Genomic DNA, 18,247 nt, shown 5'->3' with positions numbered 1-18,247 from the left:
CCTGGCTGTACGTGCGCGACGGCCTTCGGCTGTACGTGAGTTGGGCCCGGTCTCCGTTGCGGGGGCCGGGCCTCGGCGTGTCCGGGGGCGGGGACCGCCCGGGCGGGCGCCGTCGGCTGTCCAGGATCCGGGCTCGGTGTAGGCGCCAGCGAGACGGGGTGATTCACTCGGGGCGGAACGCGATCCCGGAGCCCGGGACGCGGAACTCGCATGCTCGAAAGGGAACTCCATGAAGATCCTGGTAGTCGGCGCCGGCGCGACAGGCGGTTGGTTCGGCGCGCTGCTCGCCCGCGCGGACCGCGACGTCACCTTCCTCGTCCGCCCGGGACGCGCCGAGGTGCTGCGCTCGCGCGGACTGCGCATCACGGGCAAGGGCACGGAGGACTGGGAGCCCTTGACGCCCCAACTGGTCCTCCCGGGCGAGGTGTCGCAGCCGTACGACCTGATCCTGCTCGCCGTGAAGGCGAGCGCGCTCGACGCGGCGATCGAGTCGATCCGTCCGGCGGTCGGCCCCTCGACGGTGATCATGCCGTTCCTCAACGGTCTGGCCCATGTCGACCGTCTCAGCGCGGAGTTCGGTGCGGACGCGGTGTTCGGCGGGGTGGTCAAGGTCGTCACGGCCCTCACGCCCGAGGGCGACATCGTGCGCCTCGCGCCGCTCTCCCAGCTGACGTTCGGCGAGCAGGCTGGCGGTATGACGAAGCGTGTCGAGGCGGTACGGGAGGTCCTCGACGTCCCCGGCATCGACGCGGTCGCGTCGGCGGACGTCCTGGAGGCGATGTGGGCGAAGTGGGCGTTCATCACGACGATCGGCGCGCTCACCTGCCTGGGGCGCGGCACGGTGGGCGACGTCAACGCCGTCCCGGGCGGTCCCTCGCTCGGCCCGGCGCTCCTCGCGGAGACGTCCGCGATCGCGGCGGCGGCCGGCCACCCGGTGCCGCCGGCCGAACTGTCCTTCACGGAAACGGTGGTGACCACCCCGGACTCCCCGCTGGTCCCGTCCCTGTACCGCGACGTGATCGACGGCCGCTCCACGGAGGCGGAGCACCTGTTCGGCGATCTGACGGCACGGGCGCGGGAGTTGGACGTACCGACACCGCTTCTCGATCTGGCGACGCTGCAGTTGCGGGTGCATGAGTATCGGGTGGCGCGGGGGCAGGCGGGCGAAGGGTGGCCTGGGGGTAGGCGGGCGAAGGGTGGTCGGCGGGGCAGTCGGCGGAGGTAGGCAGCCGAAGGGGCGAGGGGCAGTCGGCGGAGGTAGGCAGCCGAAGGGCCGTGGGGCGAGGGGGAGTCGGCGGGGCGGGCCTGGCGAGGGGCAGTGGGCGAGGAGGCCTGGCGAGGGGAAAACCTTTGCGGGGCCCTTCCCGCGCCAGCTATACCGGAGATCATGAACGTCTCCCGTATCCCTGCGACCCCCGACCCGGCCACCGCCGCAGCCGAAGTGGCCGCCGCCCTCAAGGGCATCGCCGGCCTCGACCTCACCCTCCCCGAAGGCGCGGGAACCGAGGCCCTCCCCGAGGTGGACTCCCCGGGCGTCTGGGTCTCGGCCACCGGATCCGACCCCGCCCGCGGCGTCATCCTCTATGCCCACGGCGGCGGCTTCACCAGCCGTATGCCGGAGCTGATCGCGCGCTATGCGCATCGCCTCTCCGAGGTGACCGGCCGCCCGGTCTTCGTCTCGCACTACCGCCTCGCCCCGGCGGACCCGTACCCGGCGCCGCTCGACGACGTGGTCGCCGCGTACGAGGGCCTGCTGGCGGCGGGCGTCCCGGCCGGACGCATCGTGCTCCTCGGCGAATCCTCGGGCGGTGCGCTGGTGCTGTCCGCACTGCTGCGCCTCAAGTCGGCCGGCCGGCAGCTCCCCGCCGGCACGATCACCATCTCGCCCCTGACGGACTTCACCCTCGCGAGCCCGTCCATCGACGCGTCCGGCGAACTGGGCGTGGACCGCGCGATGTTGACGCACATCACGGACGCGTACCTCGCCGGCGCCGCCCGCGACGAGGCCCCGCAGTCCCCGTACCACGGCGACCTGTCGTCCCTGCCCCCGCTCCTGATGCTCGTCGGCACCGCAGAGGCCTTCCTCGACGACACCCTCCGCTTCGCACAGGCGGCGTCGACGGCGGGCACAAAGGTCGAGGCCGACACCTACGAGTCCCTCACCCACGCCTTCCAGATCACGGCCCTCACCCCCGAAAGCCCGACGGGGGATAGGCTGTTGACCCGCCTGTCGACGTGGATCGACGAGCGTACGGGCGGCCTCGACCACCCGTGAGCACCGCACGCCGCCACGTGGCCGTCGGCGTCCCCGGCGGCTACGTGCCCAGGACGTCACCCTCGGCGGGGACCGGGGCGACCGGGCGTACCGCGGTGAAGTTCATCAGCTCGTACCGGGTCGCGGAGAGCAGCAGCAGCCACTCGTCGCAGCCCTGCCACGGCCAGAGGTCGGCGGCGCCCCCGCGCACCGTCCGCGAGCCCTGCCCTGTGCGGGGCGTGGCATCCGCGGGCGCGTCCTTGTAATGCGGGATCCATACGTCGGCGCAGAGCTCGTTCGCCGACCCCATGGCCGCGAGGCCGAAGGGATTCTCCGCCGCCGCGGTGCGCTGCTCGTCGGCGAAATCGTGCAGGACCTGCTCCTCGCCGGGCTTCTGGTCGCCGCGGAAGGTCAGGGTCGTGGTGCCGGCCCTGGCCGCGTACTCCCATTCCGCCTCGCTGGGCAGCCGGAAGGGCAGCGCGGCCAGCAGGTCGTCCAGGTCGTCCTCGAGACGGGCCGTGTTCGTGTCGGCCTCGGCGTACAGGTCCTCGTACTCCGGGAGCCAGTGCCGCACCTGCGCGACCGTCAGCGGGTGCCGGGCGACGAGGAAGGGCGCCACATGCACGTCCCGTACCGGCCGCGCCTCATCGGCGCCGGCGTAGAACCCGGCGGGGTCGTCCTCGAATTGATCGGCTTCCTCGATGGCCCGTACGGCATCGAGCTCCGCATCCGACAAGCCCATGGAGAACACCCCGCCGGGCACCTCACGGAAAACGACCCCGGACGCGGCATGCCGCCACGCGGCCCGCCCGCCCACCAGCTCACGTATCCACATGCCGCGGCACGCTAACAGCCACCTGCACACCGCCCGACGGCGGCCCGTTCGGCCGGTGCGCCGAGGTCACGAGTGGGACAACTCTCCGCCGCGTCCGAGGGGATGTGATCGCCTTGGCGGGTGGAAGCGATCATTGCGAGCGCCGTCGCCGTCCTCGGCACCCTGCTGGGTTCCGGCATCACGCTGGCCGTTCAGCGGCGCACGGCGGTGGAGGGGCATGCGTTCGCGCGGGACGAGCGGCTTCGGCAGGAACGGCTGAACGCGTACTCCGCATACGCGGGCACCTTGGTCAACTACCGCCGCTGTCTTGTGCATCTGTGGTTCTGCGCGAACGACCAGCCGCCCCCGGAAGACGCGGACACGGTACGCATCCGCGCGTACGGGCTCCGCTCCGGTGCCCAGGAAGCGCTGTTCCGCGCGCAGATGCTCACGGATGACGCCGGCCTGGTCCAGTCCGCCGAGGACGTCCTGGACCAGATCACCGCGTTGACCAAGGCCGGCACCAGGACCGAGCTGGACGAGCTCAGAGTCAGTACGCGGGATGCGATCCGGCAGCTGGTGATGGCGGCGAAGCGGCACCTCTAGGCCGCAGTCGTGGTGGGCGCGCAGGACTTCGCCGGCGCCGTTACCGCTCCGTTCGCCGCTCCCACTGCTCCTTGGTGATCTCGTACCGCACTCCGCCGTGCTCCGAGCCCTCGATCGCCTCCATGTCGTCCGGCGTGGGGATGCTCTCCGCGAGCGTCATGCCGAGCTTCTCCATGATGTTGCGTGAACCGCGGTTCACGGTCATCGTCTCGGCCCAGACCATGCGCACGCCGAGCTCCGTGAATGCCTTGCGCAGCAAGGCCCGCGAGCCCTCCGTGCCGTAACCCCTGCCCCAGGCCGACTGCCGCAGCCGGTAGCCGAGTTCGACCTCATCGAGGGGGCCCTCCGCCTCGGGGCGCAGGATGAACCAGCCGATGAACGCGCCGCCGGCCTCCTCGTGCGCGGCGAACAGCCCGAGGTCGCCGCCCCACTTGTCGTATCCGGCGAGGATTCTCGGCAGGTGCTGCTCGCGGATGACGTCCGGCGCGGTCGGTACGCCGCCGGTCAGATGGCGCATCACCGCGGGATCGCTGTCCAGCTCGATCAACAGCTCGGCGTCGTCGGCGGTGAAGCGGCGCAGGCTCAGGCGCTCGGTCTCAAGGTAGGTGTCCACGCGCGGATCATCCCCGAAACGGCCTGGCCCGCCCAACGGTTTTTCCCCACCGCCAGCCCGCCACCTCTCGGCCCGCCTGATACCGGCCCGCCACCGGTCAGCCCACCCGGGCCCCTTCGCCCGCGGCGCGCCGCCGGCCGAGCTCCTTCAGCTCGACGCGAGCGGCCGGCGTACCGGCGGGCGTCTGCCAGAAGGGATGCGCCGCGATCCGCCGCGACAGGACGAGGAGATGCCGGCGGTGGGCGGCGGCGCCCGTGTCCTGCACCGTCACGAGGCGTTCGTACGTCGCGTACCAAGCTGTCTGCGCGGCAAGGAGATCGTCGGGGAAGCGGGGCCTGTCCATGCCGTTGATTAGAGCGTATGTTCGATTTCCTGATCAAGTCGACACCCCGGCACGGCTGCTCGACGCTCAGCGCGGTGGCGGTTGCTCGATCGCGCCGCCCCGGTGAGGCGTGGGGAAGTAGCCCTTCGCGCCGGGCGGCAGAGCGTCGAGGCATGCCGGGGAGCAGGCGTTCACCAGGAGCGGCAGCACATCGGTCGCCACCACCCGGGACAGCCACGCCTGGTACGGGCCCGTCGCCGGGACGGGCCCGGCGCAGACGCTGCAGGCGCGGGCCCCGGTGGCACCCCAGCGGTCGGGAGCCAGGCCGTCGAGGTCGAGGGCGGTGCCGCCGGGCGGCAGGAGCTGCGGGAACGGCGGCCGGAACTTGAAGTTGCCGTAGAGAGCCCGCGTGCTCACCGTGCTCCTCGCCAGCCGGGTGCACCGCGTGATCTCGTACGGGAACCAGTGCAGCCGTCCCGACGTATAGGGGTCGAACTCCTCCAGGCTCGCCATCTCGCCGATCTCCGGAGGGATGCGGACCAGGTTGCTCCCGTACAGCACAAGGGCGCGCACCGCTGTCAGCCGCCCGATCGAGGCCGGCAGCGTCACGATCTGCCGCCGGTGCTCAGGGCTCAGCTCCCGCAGCGGACGGAACTCCTCGCGCCTGTCGGCCGCGGCCTCGTCGATCATCTCGAGCAGCCGGAGCCAGCCCGGAGCGGTGGTGTCCTGGATCTCGGCGTGGAAGCCGGGCGCCGCGCCGGGCCGGCTCAGACAGCTGCAGCTGTCCTGCGGCACCCTCGGCCGGGAGTCCAACGCCTCGGGACAACGGTTCGGAAAGACCCGCGCGGGCCGCTGCTCGTCCGTCATGGCGCAACGATAGGGACCCCCGCACCCCCGGGTCCGCCATACGGCTGTGCTCGTCGCCGGCACGGCCCGCGGGGCGGTCTCCGTGTCCGCAGCTCACCCGACGCCGACCCCGCGGGTGACGGGGCACGCCGCCCGCAGTCGTCGGCACCGTGCCCGGGCTGCCGCTGCGCGCGGGTGCTGCCGACCGGATGCGGGTACGTACACGAGCATGTCCAGCCCTGCCCTGTCCTTCGGTTCCACCGCCCGGCTCTACGACTCGATACGCCCCACCTACCCCGTACCGGCGATCACCTGGGCGATCGGCGCCGAGCCGGTGCGCGTCCTGGACCTGGGGGCGGGTACCGGGCTGCTGACCGGGGCATTGCACGCCGCCGGACACGAGGTGATCGCGGTCGAGCCCGACGAGCAGATGCGCGCCGTGGCCGCCGAACGCCACCCGGACACGCGGATCCTCGCCGGCAGCGCCGAGGACATCCCGCTGCCGGACGAGTCCGTCGATGCCGTCGTGGTCGGGCAGGCGTACCACTGGTTCACCCCGCAGGACGCCCTGCCGCAAATGCACCGGGTGCTGCGCGCGGACGGCGTCCTCGCCGCGATGTGGAACATCCGCGACGACCGGACCCCGTGGGTGGCCGCACTGTCCGGCATCGTCGGCAGCGAGGGATACGGCATGGAGAGCGCCTGGCCGTACGGGCCCGTGACGCCGTGGTTCACCGACCCCGAACGCGGGTTGACCGAGCACACCGTGACCGTCCCGACGGACCGCCTGACCGACCTGGTGCGGTCCCGCTCCTCCTACCTGACGGCCGACGCCGCCGAGCAGGCCCGCCTGGACCGGGAAATCACCGAGCTGGCCACCACCGACCCAGCCCTCGCCGACCGCGACACCATCGACGTGCCGTACCGGACCTGCGCCTACCGGATGCGGCGGATCTGATCCCTGAGCCCAGGACCCCGATGCGCAGCCGCGCTCAGCCCTCCGCCTTCGCCACGCCGATCGGGCAGGACACACCCGTCCCGCCGATCCCGCAGTACCCCGCCGGGTTCTTGTCCAGGTACTGCTGGTGGTAGGCCTCCGCCGGGTAGAACGGACGGTCCGCCGCCGGGAGGATTTCCGTGGTGATGTCGCCGTAGCCCGAGCCCGTCAGGACCTTCTGGTACGCCTCGCGCGAGGACTGGGCCGCCGCGGCCTGGGCGTCCGAGTGGGTGTGGATGGCCGAACGGTACTGGGTGCCGACGTCGTTGCCCTGGCGGAAGCCCTGCGTCGGGTTGTGGGACTCCCAGAAGAGCTTCAGGAGCGACTCGTACGACACCACCGCCGGGTCGAAGACCACGCGGACGACCTCCGTGTGGCCCGTACGGCCGGAGCAGACCTCGTCGTACGTGGGGTGCGGGGTGTAGCCGCCCTGATAGCCGGCCAGCGTGGTCCACACGCCCGGGGTCTGCCAGAACTTGCGCTCCGCACCCCAGAAACAGCCGAGCGCGAAGTCCGCGACCTCGAGGCCCGACGGGTACGGGCCGAGCAGCGGGTTGCCGAGGACGGTGTGCTTGTCGGGCACGCCGTACGACGGCTCCGGGCGGCCGCGGAGGGCTTCCTCCGGGGTGGGGAGCTGGGGGATGCGGCCGAAGATCATGTGTTTCCTCCCGTACGGGGCCCGGTCGGCCGGGCCGCTCTGTCAGAGGAACGCACGAGGCGGGGACAGGATTCCTCCCACCCCCGCCACGTCAGCGTTCGGTAAGACTCCGAAGTGCCCTCGGGAAACGGCGCCTCGGGAAACGGCTCAGTGCGGCAGCGTCGCCGGGCTGCCCCCGTTCGCCTCGTAGCCCGCGACCGCCAGCGCACGGAACACCGCGTACTCGCCTGCGGGGTTCGGGGACAGCGTCCACGGCAGCGCGCCCACATGCCCGTCCACGGCCACGATCTGCTGCATCGCCTCGCCCCAGCGCTCGGAGCGTACGAGGAAGAAGATCAGCAGATGCCGTACGTGCGGGGCCATCGGGTCGTCGGGACGGGCCGAGTGCACCGCGTACTGCGCGCCCTCGATCGCGTGCCGTACGACCTCGCTCTGCCAGAAGCTGCTGACCGTCTGCACCTCGGGCAGGTGGTCGTACACCGCGAACAGGGGCAGCGCGGAGAGCAGCGAACCCTGGGCTGCGCGGGCGGCCGCGGCCCGGGCGAACTCGTAGGACTGCTCGCGCGAACCGTGCCACTTCTCGGTCCAGTAGTGCAGCGCCGCGAGATGCGCGCCCATGTGCTGCGGCGCGCGGTCCAGGATCTTCAGCCACAGCTGGTCGAACTCCGGCTGCGGGTAGCCGAGGGCACGCGCGACCGCGAGCTCGATGATGTACGGCACGGGGTCGCCGGGGGCGAGCAGCGCGGCCTGTCCGCAGGCGGCCTTCGCCTCCTCCAGGATGATCCGGTGCTCGTCGGTGCCGGGTACGGCGGTACGGAAGGCCTGCTGCACCAGGAACTCGGCGTGCACCATCGCACCGCCCGCGTCCTTGGGCGCCTCGGCCCGCCACACCCGCAGCCACTGCCCGCCGGGCGTATCGCTGACGCCGCCCGGGCGATTGGCCAGCTCCAGGGAGGCAGCGCCCGCGAAGGCCTGAACGCGCTGCCAGCGCAGTTCGCCCTCGACGGGGGTGCCGGCGAGCAGCTGCGAGGCGGCCTTCCAGCTCTGGGTGCCCTGGACCACGTCGAGGACGTCGAGCAGGTCCTGGTCCGGGCCGGGCATCCGGATGTCCAGCTCCTCCTCGAGGGCGAAGCCGTAGTTCGCCGGGTCCGCGGCGTCGGGGGCGCCGGGGGAGGTCAGGCGGATGCCGCCCCGGCTGCGGCGCAGGAAGGGGCTCAGTGCGGCGCCGAGCATGAGCAGGGCCATCAGGACCCAGAGAATCTCCATGCTCCAAGGGTTCCATAACGCTCTGGGTACGTGACGGGGCGGTGGTGGGTCGGGTGCGGGCTCGTCTTCGGGTGCGGGTGGGTGGCGCGTGCGGGCTCGTCTTCGGGTGCGGGTGGGTGGCGCCTGCGGCGGGCTGGTTTCCCCTGCCCGCCCCTTCCCGAAACCGGGGGCTGTGCCCCCGGACCCCCAGTTGCGGAGCCCCGGGGTGGGTGGGCCAGCGGGGGCTTCGCCCCCTGCACCCCCCTGTTGGGGCTTCGCCCCTTGCCCCCACTGGGGGCTCTGCCCCCAGACCCCCTCTGGGGGCTGCGCCCCCAGACCCCGCCTGCTCAATCGCCGCAGGGGCTGGAGATGCCACCAGGGCTGGAGATGCCACCAGGGCTGGAGATGCCACCGGGGCTGGAGATGTCGGCGAGGCCGACCAGCCGGCCCATCGCCTCCCGTTCCACCCGAGCCACCTCGTCAAGCGCCGCCCCCGCCTCCCTCAGCGCGCCCCGCTCTATCAGCCCCGCCACCTGCGTCCACAGCCCCGCCGCCTCCGCGTACAGCGCATGTGCCGCCCGTACGTCCGGGCTGTCGAGGAGGTCGGCAGCCTCCGCCAGGAAATCGCGGTAGAGGTTGCGGAAGAGGGCGCCGCCCGTGCCCGCGCGTTCCATCAGGAGGGCCGTCTGCGCGAAGTCGCGGGCGGGGTCGGCCGAGCGGGCGTGCCAGCCGGGGACGAGCTTCGCGGCCTTCGCGATGCCCCGGTGGCCGAGGTTCGCGATCGGGGGGTCGAGGAAGGCCCGCGCGCACGCGGTGATGGCCGGCGCGAGACGGTCCCGTACGGCTGGTGCGAGATCACCCCGTACAGACGACGCGCGACCATCCCGTACGGACGCATCCACCACACCCGCAGGCACCCGCAGCGTGAACGACCGCGACCGTGCCGTCATCGGCCCCTTAGCCGCCCGCGCCGCGGCGAGCGAGGTGAGGGAGGTCGTCACGGCTCCGCCCTGCTGGGCCGTGTCCACCAGATGGGCCGTCGAGTCGTCGTATCCGTAGAGCGCGACGACATGGCCGCCGAAGTGCACGCGCGAGGTGAAGTACTCCAGGTGGTAGCTGTCGAGCTGGAGTCCGACGGGGCGGCCCGCGTCGACCGCCTCCGTCACGTTCGCCCAGGCCTTGCGCGCGGAGGTCGTCTCGCGGACGTCGAGGTCGAGGCCGAGCGTCGCCGCGAGGTTCCGTGTGAGTTCGAAGGGCTTGACCCGCCCGCCGAGGAACGGGAAGTCCAGGTACTTGGCGTCCCAGTAGACGAAGGAGAGCCCCGAGCCGAGCCCGAACAGCATCGCTTCGGACAGGTCGAGTCCCTCGTGGCGAAGGAGCACGCCGAGCGCCGTCGTCTCGCAGTGCTGCCCGCCCCGGGTGTCGACCCCGCTCACCGTCATCGCCATCCCCCGAGCCTCGCATGCCGCACCGGCCCCGCAACCGGGCCCCACCGGACTACCCTCGGCCCCATGAGCGACGAGCACAACGCCCCGAACGGGGCCCGGAGTTTCGAGACCCTGGCCATCCACGCGGGCAACACCGCCGACCCCCTGACGGGCGCGGTCGTCCCCCCGATCTACCAGGTCTCCACGTACAAGCAGGACGGCGTCGGCGGGCTGCGCGGCGGCTACGAGTACAGCCGCAGCGCCAACCCGACCCGTACCGCGCTCGAGGAGAACCTCGCCGCGCTCGAAGGCGGCACCCGCGGGCTCGCCTTCGCCTCGGGCCTGGCCGCCGAGGACTGCCTCCTGCGCACCCTGCTCGCCCCCGGCGACCATGTGGTGATCCCCAACGACGCGTACGGCGGCACCTTCCGGCTCTTCGCCAAGGTCGTCTCGCGCTGGGGCGTCGAGTTCTCGGTCGCGGACACGAGTGATCCGGCGGCGGTCCGTGCGGCGATGACCGGCCGTACGAAGGTGATCTGGGTCGAGACGCCCTCGAACCCGCTGCTCGGCATCACGGACATCGCCGCGCTCGCGGACCTCGCGCGTACGGCGGGCGCGAAGCTCGTCGTCGACAACACCTTCGCGAGCCCGTATCTGCAGCAGCCGCTCGCCCTCGGCGCCGACATCGTCGTGCACTCGACCACCAAGTACATGGGCGGCCACTCGGACGTGGTCGGCGGTGCGCTGATCACCAACGACGCGGCCCTTGGCGAGGAATTGGCGTACCACCAGAACGCGATGGGCGCGGTGGCGGGCCCGTTCGACGCCTGGCTGGTGCTGCGCGGCATCAAGACCCTCGCCGTGCGCATGGACCGGCACAGCGAGAACGCGACGAGGATCGCCGAGATGCTGACCCGGCACCCGCGCGTCACCCAGGTCCTCTACCCGGGCCTGCCCGAGCACCCCGGACACGAGGTCGCGGCCAAGCAGATGCGTGCCTTCGGCGGCATGATCTCCTTCCGCGTCGAGGGCGGCGAGCAGGCGGCCGTGGACGTCTGCAACCGCGCGAAGCTCTTCACGCTCGGTGAATCCCTCGGCGGCGTCGAGTCGTTGATCGAGCACCCGGGCCGGATGACCCACGCGTCGGCGGCGGGCTCGCCCCTGGAGGTGCCGTCCGACCTCGTGCGTCTGTCGGTGGGCATCGAGAATGCGGACGATCTCCTCGCGGATCTGCGCCAGGCGCTGGGGGAATAGCCGGACCCGCAGCCGTCCCGGCTGCCGTCCAGGTGGGCGGCCTCGTCCGAGGCCGCTCACCACCTCTCGAGCGGCGGCGTGACCTCGGCCGGCGGCGGCACGAACGGATCCGTCACCGACACCCACACCACGAACGCCAGGAACCCGAGCACCGCCGCCCACCACATCAGCCGCCGCACCCTCACACGCCGCCGCAGCAGCCGCGACCCGCGGCGCACCACGTCCTCGTACAGCTCGGCCGGCACCGTCGGTGCGCCCGCGGTGCCGAGCAGCCTGCGGACCTCGTTCTCCCTACGGTCGGACACGTGCGACCCCCCGTACGGTCTCGGCGCCGGTCAGCCGCAGCGGCCCCGGCTCCCCGTCGAGCACGAGCGACATGGCACGGAAGCACAGCGTCCGCACCCGCTCCGCCGGCAGTCCGAGCAGCGCCGCGGTCTGCTCCTCGGCGACACCCTCGTGCACCCGAAGGACCAGGATCAGACGCTCCTGCGGCGAGAGCATCCCCAGGACCCCACCCCGCCCTTCGCGCAGCCGCCAGCTCAACAGCAGGAAGCGGTAGGCGAGTTGCTGGCGCGCATACGTGTAGGGGTCCTCGCCGTGCAGCCGGTCCCAGGCCGCATACGTACGGGACAGCGCGGCGGTCAGCAGGCGCTGCGCGCGCGGGTTGGCGTCGGCGGGCTCCGCGGTCAGGAGCGTGGCGGCATGCAGGAGCCGCCCGCCCGCGCCCGCGACGAAGGACTCGAAGTCCCGGGCCCGGCGGACGAGTTGGACCGTCTGCCGCTCACTCACCGCGCCTCCTGGAACCTCGGCTCAGGAGGTCCTGGTCTCATATCAGGCCAGCGCAGGGCTCCCGGTCAAGAGGCAGGCAGGGACCCGACGGTCACGATGCGGGCGGGATGTCCTCCGCGGCGGGGCTCTGCCCCATGCGGGCGGACAGCGCGTCGTTGAAACGCGTGAGCAGCGTGCAGAAGTCCTCGCGCTCCTTCGGCGCCCAGTCCTCGGTCAGCTGGGCCATCAGCTCGCGCCGCGAAGCCCGTACCTCTTCGAGGCGGGACTGGCCGCGCGGCGAGAGCGCGAGCACCACCGCACGCCCGTCCTCGGGGTGCGAGGTGCGCTTGACCATGCCGGACTCCACGAGCGGTGCGACCTGCCGGGTCACGGTCGAGGAGTCGATGCCCATGGACGCGGCGAGCGCCTTGACGCCCATCGGGCCTTCGTTGTCCAGGCGGTTGAGCAGCAGATATGCGGCACGGTCCATGGAGTTGCGCAGCTGCCCGACCCCGCCGAGCCGGGTCTGCTCGGCACGGCGGGCGAAAACCGCCACCTCGTGCTGCAGATGATCGAGAAGGACGCTCTTCTCGCCCGAGGGATGGTCGGTCGTCATGTCCGGAGTTGTGGGCATGGCCGGGGCTCACTTCACGCTTGGTCGGTGGATTGGGGGACAGGGTACGCGGCCCAAGCGCTTGCCGTACCTGCGCTGCGTAAACCAGTGGCCCTGCGTTCCCCGCCCAGGCCACGAGTGCCCCCGACTGCCAGACTCGATGTCATGAACTACCGCACGGCTGACTCCTTGCACCCCTCCCACCCGCGGCACCCGGTGACGCTCGACGACGTGCGGGGCGCGCAGAAGATGCTCATCGGCGTCTCGCGGGTCACCGCCATGGAAGGCAGCCGCCATCTGACCGAACTGGTCGGCTCCCCGGTCCACTTCAAGTGCGAGAACCTGCAGCGCACAGGTTCTTTCAAGCTGCGCGGCGCCTACGTGCGGATCGCCGGCCTGATCGCCGAGGAGCGCGCGGCCGGTGTGGTGGCCGCGAGCGCGGGCAATCACGCCCAGGGCGTCGCCCTCGCCTCCTCGCTGCTCGGCGTGCGCTCGACCGTCTTCATGCCGCAGGGCGCCCCGCTGCCGAAGGTCGCGGCGACGCGGGAGTACGGAGCCGAAGTACGTCTGCACGGACAGGTGGTGGACGAGACCCTGGCCGCGGCGCAGGATTACGCACGCGCAACGGGGGCCGTGTTCATCCACCCCTTCGACCACGCCGACATCATCGCCGGGCAGGGCACGGTCGGTCTGGAGATCCTCGAACAGTGCCCCGAGGTGCGCACGATCCTCGTCGGGGTCGGCGGCGGCGGGCTCGCGGCGGGGATCGCGGTGGCGGTCAAGACGCTGCGGCCCGATGTCCGCGTGATCGGCGTCCAGGCGGCGGGCGCGGCCGCGTATCCGCCCTCGCTGGCGCTCGGCCACCCCGTGGCCCTGGAGAACCCGTCGACGATGGCGGACGGCATCAAGGTCGGCCGGCCCGGCGACGTCCCCTTCAAAATCGTTGGCGATCTGGTGGACGAGGTCCGTACGGTCTCCGAGGACGCGCTCTCGAGCGCGCTCCTGCTGTGTCTGGAACGCGCGAAGCTGGTCGTCGAACCGGCGGGCGCGGCTTCGGTCGCGGCGTTGCTGAGCACACCGGAGCAGTTCACGGGCCCGGTGGTCGCGGTCCTGTCGGGCGGCAATGTCGACCCGCTGCTGCTGCAGCGGATCCTGCGCCACGGCATGGCGGCGGCCGGCCGCTACCTCTCGCTGCGGCTGCGCCTGGCGGACCGGCCCGGCGCGCTGGCCTCGCTCCTCGCGGCGTTGTCAGTGCTGGATGCCAATGTGGTCGACGTGAGCCATGTACGGACCGACCCCCGGCTCGGGCTCACGGAGGTGGAGGTCGAGCTGCACCTGGAGACCAAGGGGCCGCAGCACTGCACGGAGGTCGCGACGGCTCTGCGGGAGGCCGGTTACACGGTGATGGCCTGACATCCCGAGGGATGGCCGGTTGATCAGCCAAGGGCCTGACGGGACGCGATGTATCGCGTTATGGTGTGACCGCCCGCACATCAGGGCTCGCCTGTCCGCGAGCGCGATAAGTCGGGCAAATCTAAGATTTGCCTAAAGATCACCCAAACCACTGGGAGAACCCACATGCCAGGCGCCATCTACGCCGAAGGCCTGGTCAAACACTTCGGCGACGTAAAGGCACTGGACGGCGTCGATCTCGATGTCCCCGAAGGCACCGTCCTCGGCCTGCTCGGTCCGAACGGTGCGGGAAAGACCACCACGGTCCGCTGTCTGACGACGCTGCTCACCCCCGACAGCGGCAAGGCCGTCGTGGCGGGCATCGACGTCGTCAAGAACCCCAACGAAGTACGGCGTTCCATCGGCCTCTCCGGCCAGTTCGCCGCTGTGGACGAGTACTTGACGGGCCGTGAGAACCTGCAGATGGTCGGCCAGCTCTACCAGATGAGCAAGCAGGACGCGAAGCGCCGGGCGGCCGAGCTGCTCGAGCAGTTCAACCTCGCGGACGCCGCCGACCGTCCCTCCAAGACCTACTCCGGCGGTATGCGCCGCCGCCTCGACCTCGCCGCGGCCCTGGTCGTCTCGCCGCCGGTGATGTTCATGGACGAGCCCACCACCGGTCTCGACCCGACCAACCGCCAGGCCCTGTGGGAGGTCATCAAGCAGCTGGTCGACGGCGGTACGACGCTGCTGCTCACCACGCAGTACCTGGAAGAGGCCGACCACCTCGCCCACGACATCTGCGTGGTCGACCACGGCCGCGTGATCGCCCGCGGCACCTCCGACCAGCTCAAGGCCCAGACCGGCGGCGAGCGCGTCGAGGTCGTCGTGCACGACCGTATGCACATCACCACCGCCCAGGAGATCCTGCGCGGCTTCGCGAAGACCGAGACCGGCCACACCGTCGACGAGCACACCCGCAAGCTCACCGTCCCGGTCACCGGCGGCGCGAAGCTCCTCGCGGAGGTCATCCGCGAACTCGACGCGCGCGGCATCGAGATCGACGACATCGGTCTGCGCCGCCCGACCCTCGACGACGTGTTCATCTCGCTGACCGGCCACAAGGCCGAGGAGGCCGAGGAGAACGGCGCCGAGGGCGAGGACCCGAAGGCGGCGAAGGCCGCGAAGAAGGCCAAGAAGGAGGCCGGCCAGTGAGTGCCGTAACCGACACGGTCAAGGGTGGGGCGCCCATCGCCGGTGGCGGCATCGGCGGGTCCATCCGGGACTCCCTGGTCGTCGCCAAGCGCAACCTGATCCGCATGGCCCGCATCCCCGAGATGATCCTGTTCGGGATCATCCAGCCGGTCATGTTCGTGGTGCTGTTCACGTATGTCTTCGGCGGCTCGATCGCCATTCCGGGTGCCGGTGTCAGCGCCGCCGCCTACAAGGAATTCCTGATGGCGGGCATCTTCGCGCAGACCGTCACCTTCGCCACGGCGGGTGCGGGCGCGGGTATCGCCGACGACATGCACAAGGGCCTGATCGACCGGTTCCGTTCGCTGCCCATGGCGCGCGGCGCCGTGCTGACCGGCCGCACCCTGGCCGACTCGGTACAGACCGCGATCACACTGCTCGTCCTCGCGATCGTCGCGCTGCTCGTCGGCTGGCGTACCCACGAGAACATCGGCAAGGTGCTCTGCGGCTTCCTGCTGCTGCTCCTGCTCGGCTACGCGTTCTCGTGGATCGGCGCCCTGATCGGCCTCTCGGTCCGCACGCCCGAGGCGGCGACCTCCGGCGGTCTGATCTGGCTGTTCCCGCTGACGTTCATCTCGAACGCGTTCGTGCCGGTCAACGGCATGCCGTCGTTCCTGCAGCACGTCGCCGAATGGAATCCGTTCAGCGCCACGGTGGCGGCGGCGCGGGAGCTCTTCGGCAACACCATCGCCGGGCAGCCGAAGTCGGTCACCGGCGCCTGGCCGATGGAGCACCCGATCTGGGCCTCCCTCATCTGGTCGGTCCTGATCATCGTGGTCTTCCGCACCCTCGCGGTCCGCAAGTACCGCAACGCTTCCGCCTGATCCGTACCGCCGCGGAGTGATCCGCGCCCGCACACGACGAAGCCCCCGGTCACTGCCGACCGGGGGCTTCTCCGTGGGGTGTCCGAGGTGCTCAGCCCTGGTGGGGCTTGACCTCAAGGATCTTGACCGAGGCCATCTTGCCGTTCGGCAGTTCGTACTCGGCGTCCTCGCCGACCTTCTTGCCGTTCACGCCGGAGCCGAGCGGGGACTGCGGCGAGTACGTGTCGATGTCGTCCGAGACGTACTCGCGCGAGGCGAGCAGGAACGTCATGGTGTCGTCCTCGTCGCCGTCGAAGGCGATCGTCACGACCATGCCGGGGCCGACCACACCGTTGTCGGCCGGCGGCTCGCCGACCTTCGCGCGCTCAAGGAGCTGCGTGAGCTGGCGGACCCGCAGCTCCTGCTTGCCCTGGTCCTCGCGCGCCGCGTGGTACCCGGCGTTCTCCTTGAGGTCGCCTTCCTGGCGAGCTTCCTCGATCTTCGCAACGATCAGCGCGCGCGCGGGACCCGACAGGTACTCCAGCTCTTCCTTGAGCTTGTCGTACGCCTCCTGGGTCAGCCAGGTGACGTTGTCGCTGGTCTGGGTCACAGGTGCTCCTCGTAGGTACTGGGAATACAAAGCTCGCCCTCCCCGAAGAATGTTCCCTTCTGGGCGGGCGAAACCACGAGCCTAACAATTCAGGCGGAAAAGGGGGAGGACGTAACGCGGAGATCTGCGTCGGCGCTGGTCAGCGGCCGGTCAACGCTGTGTGCAGGAAACGAGCTCGGCCGCGGTGGCCTTTTCTGTCGTCCGCAGCGTGAAAACCTTCGTGATCTGATCGGTCCGCTGATCGAAAGCCACATCCTTGCGGCCCACCTCGGCGCCGCTCTCGGCGAGCGCCCGTACGGTGCAGACCCCGGAGGTGCCGGCGTCCTTGCGGATGTCGAGCTTGACCTCGACCTCGCTCGCGGAGACCACCTTGGACGCGATCAGCTCGCCGCTGAAGGCCTTCTTGCCGGAGATGTAGTCGTAGCCGAACCAGCCGACGATCCCGAGCAGCAGCACACCGAGCACCGCTCCGATGATCTTGAGCTTGCGGTCGGCGCGCTCGTCCGACGACGCCCCGTAACGGGCCTCGGGGAGCGTCTGCGGTGCCGAGCTCATGATCGTCCTCTCCGGAGGGCGCAGGGACGGGGTCCGGGAATTATCCCGCGCCGGTTTCCGTCACTATAGAAGGCCTGTAGGAGACCCATGACCGAGGACCTGTCTTGACTGAGCAGCTGCGACTGATGGCCGTCCACGCCCACCCCGACGACGAGTCGAGCAAGGGCGCGGCCACCATGGCCAAGTACGTGTCCGAGGGGGTGGACGTCCTTGTCGTGACCTGCACGGGCGGCGAGCGCGGCTCGATCCTGAACCCGAAGCTCCAGGGCGACAAGTACATCGAGGAGAACATCCACGAGGTGCGCCGCAAGGAGATGGACGAGGCGCGCGAGATCCTCGGCGTCAAGCAGGAGTGGCTCGGCTTCGTCGACTCGGGTCTGCCCGAGGGCGACCCGCTGCCGCCGCTGCCCGAGGGCTGCTTCGCCCTGGAGGACGTGGACAAGGCGGCCGGTGAGCTGGTCCGCAAGATCCGTGCGTTCCGTCCGCAGGTGATCACCACGTACGACGAGAACGGCGGCTACCCGCACCCCGACCACATCATGACGCACAAGATCACGATGGTGGCGTTCGAGGGTGCGGCGGACGCGGAGAAGTACCCGGAGTCCGAGTACGGGCCGGTCTTCCAGCCGCTGAAGGTCTACTACAACCAGGGCTTCAACAAGCCGCGCACCATCGCGCTGCACGAGGCGCTGCTCGCGCGCGGCATGGAGTCGCCGTACGGGGAGTGGCTGGAGCGCTGGAAGGAGTTCGAGCGCGCCGAGCGGACGCTGACCACGCATGTGCCGTGCGCGGACTTCTTCGAGATCCGCGACAAGGCGCTGATCGCGCACGCCACGCAGATCGACCCGGACGGCGGCTGGTTCCGCGTGCCGATGGAGATCCAGAAGGAGGTCTGGCCGACGGAGGAGTACGAGCTGGCCAAGTCGCTCGTCGACGTTTCCCTCCCCGAGTCCGACCTCTTCGCCGGCGTACGGGACAATGCCTGACATGAGCGCGAATCTGGCACAAGCGGTCCTGCTCGCGAAGGAGCTGGACGAGGACAAGGTCACCCCGGGTGTCCTGGGCTTCCTCGTCTTCGCGGCCCTCGCGGTGGGGGTCTGGTTCCTGATGAAGTCGATGAACCGGCACATGGGCCGGGTCTCCTTCGAGGAAGCTCCGGATCCGGATGCGGCGCCGTCGTCGCCGGCCGCGAAGGGCGAAGCCCCCAAGGCGTGAC

22 protein-coding genes are annotated in these 18,247 nt (G+C 70.9%); 10 read left to right on the top strand and 12 right to left on the bottom strand.

What is annotated here, in order from left to right:
- Positions 1 to 229 precede the first annotated feature (229 nt).
- Positions 230 to 1,225: a ketopantoate reductase family protein gene (locus tag H9Y04_RS34820; protein ID WP_187818150.1), complete on the top strand. Its 996-nt coding sequence runs from the start codon at positions 230 to 232 to the stop codon at positions 1,223 to 1,225.
- 162 nt (positions 1,226 to 1,387) lie between these two features.
- Positions 1,388 to 2,275, top strand: a complete 888-nt coding sequence (locus tag H9Y04_RS34815) for an alpha/beta hydrolase (RefSeq protein WP_187818149.1) — start codon at positions 1,388 to 1,390, stop codon at positions 2,273 to 2,275.
- Positions 2,276 to 2,315: 40 nt separating this feature from the next.
- On the opposite strand, the gene H9Y04_RS34810 is transcribed toward H9Y04_RS34815, so the two are convergent.
- Complete coding sequence (locus H9Y04_RS34810; RefSeq protein ID WP_187818148.1) at positions 2,316 to 3,089, bottom strand: formylglycine-generating enzyme family protein; 774 nt, start codon at positions 3,087 to 3,089, stop codon at positions 2,316 to 2,318.
- Positions 3,090 to 3,209: 120 nt separating this feature from the next.
- Between H9Y04_RS34810 and kilB the strand changes: the two genes are divergently transcribed.
- A complete protein-coding gene (gene kilB, locus H9Y04_RS34805) occupies positions 3,210 to 3,674 on the top strand; it encodes a plasmid transfer protein KilB (protein ID WP_187818147.1) in 465 nt (154 codons plus the stop codon).
- Positions 3,675 to 3,714: 40 nt separating this feature from the next.
- On the opposite strand, the gene H9Y04_RS34800 is transcribed toward kilB, so the two are convergent.
- The 3 genes from H9Y04_RS34800 to H9Y04_RS34790 form a co-directional block, all read right to left on the bottom strand.
- On the bottom strand, positions 3,715 to 4,287 hold the full coding sequence (locus H9Y04_RS34800) for a GNAT family N-acetyltransferase (protein WP_187818146.1): 573 nt from the start codon (positions 4,285 to 4,287) through the stop codon (positions 3,715 to 3,717).
- Positions 4,288 to 4,384: 97 nt separating this feature from the next.
- The gene (locus H9Y04_RS34795; RefSeq protein WP_187818145.1) at positions 4,385 to 4,630 is read right to left on the bottom strand and encodes a DUF8825 domain-containing protein; all 246 of its coding nucleotides are present in this window, start codon (positions 4,628 to 4,630) and stop codon (positions 4,385 to 4,387) included.
- A 66-nt stretch (positions 4,631 to 4,696) separates the two neighbouring features.
- The gene (locus H9Y04_RS34790) at positions 4,697 to 5,476 is read right to left on the bottom strand and encodes a leucine-rich repeat domain-containing protein (RefSeq protein WP_236071831.1); all 780 of its coding nucleotides are present in this window, start codon (positions 5,474 to 5,476) and stop codon (positions 4,697 to 4,699) included.
- Positions 5,477 to 5,684: 208 nt separating this feature from the next.
- Between H9Y04_RS34790 and H9Y04_RS47065 the strand changes: the two genes are divergently transcribed.
- Positions 5,685 to 6,413 carry a class I SAM-dependent methyltransferase gene (locus tag H9Y04_RS47065; protein WP_187818144.1) on the top strand — a complete coding sequence of 243 codons (729 nt, stop codon included), beginning with the start codon at positions 5,685 to 5,687 and terminating at the stop codon, positions 6,411 to 6,413.
- A gap of 34 nt (positions 6,414 to 6,447) precedes the next feature.
- Here the strand turns inward: H9Y04_RS47065 and msrA are convergent, their stop codons facing one another.
- From msrA to H9Y04_RS34770, 3 genes are all read right to left on the bottom strand, one after another.
- Positions 6,448 to 7,110: a peptide-methionine (S)-S-oxide reductase MsrA gene (msrA, locus tag H9Y04_RS34780; RefSeq protein WP_187818143.1), complete on the bottom strand. Its 663-nt coding sequence runs from the start codon at positions 7,108 to 7,110 to the stop codon at positions 6,448 to 6,450.
- Positions 7,111 to 7,257: 147 nt separating this feature from the next.
- Positions 7,258 to 8,376, bottom strand: coding sequence for a hypothetical protein (locus H9Y04_RS34775; RefSeq protein WP_187818142.1), 1,119 nt, complete (start codon positions 8,374 to 8,376; stop codon positions 7,258 to 7,260).
- A gap of 326 nt (positions 8,377 to 8,702) precedes the next feature.
- Complete coding sequence (locus H9Y04_RS34770; protein ID WP_236071829.1) at positions 8,703 to 9,803, bottom strand: BtrH N-terminal domain-containing protein; 1,101 nt, start codon at positions 9,801 to 9,803, stop codon at positions 8,703 to 8,705.
- 63 nt (positions 9,804 to 9,866) lie between these two features.
- Between H9Y04_RS34770 and H9Y04_RS34765 the strand changes: the two genes are divergently transcribed.
- Entirely contained in the window at positions 9,867 to 11,036 is a 1,170-nt protein-coding gene (locus H9Y04_RS34765) for a cystathionine gamma-synthase (protein WP_187818141.1), read from the top strand.
- Positions 11,037 to 11,092: 56 nt separating this feature from the next.
- Here H9Y04_RS34765 and H9Y04_RS34760 read toward each other — a convergent pair whose 3' ends face one another.
- The 3 genes from H9Y04_RS34760 to H9Y04_RS34750 all read right to left on the bottom strand — a co-directional run bounded on the left by H9Y04_RS34760 (position 11,093) and on the right by H9Y04_RS34750 (position 12,438).
- Positions 11,093 to 11,341, bottom strand: a complete 249-nt coding sequence (locus H9Y04_RS34760) for a hypothetical protein (protein WP_187818140.1) — start codon at positions 11,339 to 11,341, stop codon at positions 11,093 to 11,095.
- Complete coding sequence (locus H9Y04_RS34755; protein ID WP_187818139.1) at positions 11,328 to 11,825, bottom strand: sigma factor-like helix-turn-helix DNA-binding protein; 498 nt, start codon at positions 11,823 to 11,825, stop codon at positions 11,328 to 11,330. Before H9Y04_RS34755 ends, H9Y04_RS34760 begins: the two co-directional genes overlap by 14 nt.
- Positions 11,826 to 11,916: 91 nt before the next feature.
- Positions 11,917 to 12,438 carry a MarR family winged helix-turn-helix transcriptional regulator gene (locus tag H9Y04_RS34750; protein WP_187818138.1) on the bottom strand — a complete coding sequence of 174 codons (522 nt, stop codon included), beginning with the start codon at positions 12,436 to 12,438 and terminating at the stop codon, positions 11,917 to 11,919.
- Positions 12,439 to 12,582: 144 nt separating this feature from the next.
- Between H9Y04_RS34750 and ilvA the strand changes: the two genes are divergently transcribed.
- From ilvA to H9Y04_RS34735, 3 genes are all read left to right on the top strand, one after another.
- Positions 12,583 to 13,830, top strand: a complete 1,248-nt coding sequence (gene ilvA / locus H9Y04_RS34745; RefSeq protein WP_187818137.1) for a threonine ammonia-lyase — start codon at positions 12,583 to 12,585, stop codon at positions 13,828 to 13,830.
- A 165-nt stretch (positions 13,831 to 13,995) separates the two neighbouring features.
- Positions 13,996 to 15,024 (top strand): ATP-binding cassette domain-containing protein, encoded by a 1,029-nt coding sequence (locus H9Y04_RS34740; protein ID WP_187818136.1) that lies wholly within the window; start codon positions 13,996 to 13,998, stop codon positions 15,022 to 15,024.
- Positions 15,025 to 15,059: 35 nt separating this feature from the next.
- Positions 15,060 to 15,887 (top strand): ABC transporter permease, encoded by an 828-nt coding sequence (locus H9Y04_RS34735; RefSeq protein ID WP_438818192.1) that lies wholly within the window; start codon positions 15,060 to 15,062, stop codon positions 15,885 to 15,887.
- Between the two features lie 91 nt (positions 15,888 to 15,978).
- Here the strand turns inward: H9Y04_RS34735 and greA are convergent, their stop codons facing one another.
- Both greA and H9Y04_RS34725 read right to left on the bottom strand, forming a co-directional pair.
- A complete protein-coding gene (gene greA, locus H9Y04_RS34730) occupies positions 15,979 to 16,476 on the bottom strand; it encodes a transcription elongation factor GreA (protein ID WP_187818134.1) in 498 nt (165 codons plus the stop codon).
- Positions 16,477 to 16,626: 150 nt separating this feature from the next.
- On the bottom strand, positions 16,627 to 17,031 hold the full coding sequence (locus H9Y04_RS34725) for a DUF4307 domain-containing protein (protein WP_187818133.1): 405 nt from the start codon (positions 17,029 to 17,031) through the stop codon (positions 16,627 to 16,629).
- Positions 17,032 to 17,135: 104 nt separating this feature from the next.
- Here H9Y04_RS34725 and mca point away from each other — a divergent pair, with 104 nt between their 5' ends.
- Positions 17,136 to 18,017 carry a mycothiol conjugate amidase Mca gene (gene mca / locus H9Y04_RS34720; RefSeq protein WP_187818132.1) on the top strand — a complete coding sequence of 294 codons (882 nt, stop codon included), beginning with the start codon at positions 17,136 to 17,138 and terminating at the stop codon, positions 18,015 to 18,017.
- Positions 18,010 to 18,246, top strand: coding sequence for a hypothetical protein (locus H9Y04_RS34715; protein ID WP_187818131.1), 237 nt, complete (start codon positions 18,010 to 18,012; stop codon positions 18,244 to 18,246). The genes mca and H9Y04_RS34715 overlap by 8 nt, the downstream gene beginning before the upstream one ends.
- Position 18,247 lies beyond the last annotated feature (1 nt).

This window comes from Streptomyces polyasparticus, from assembly GCF_014493765.1.
GTDB lineage: Bacteria > Actinomycetota > Actinomycetes > Streptomycetales > Streptomycetaceae > Streptomyces > Streptomyces polyasparticus.
The sequence above is the reverse complement of the archived record's forward strand: the minus strand, read 5'-3'. Positions and strand labels throughout refer to the sequence as shown.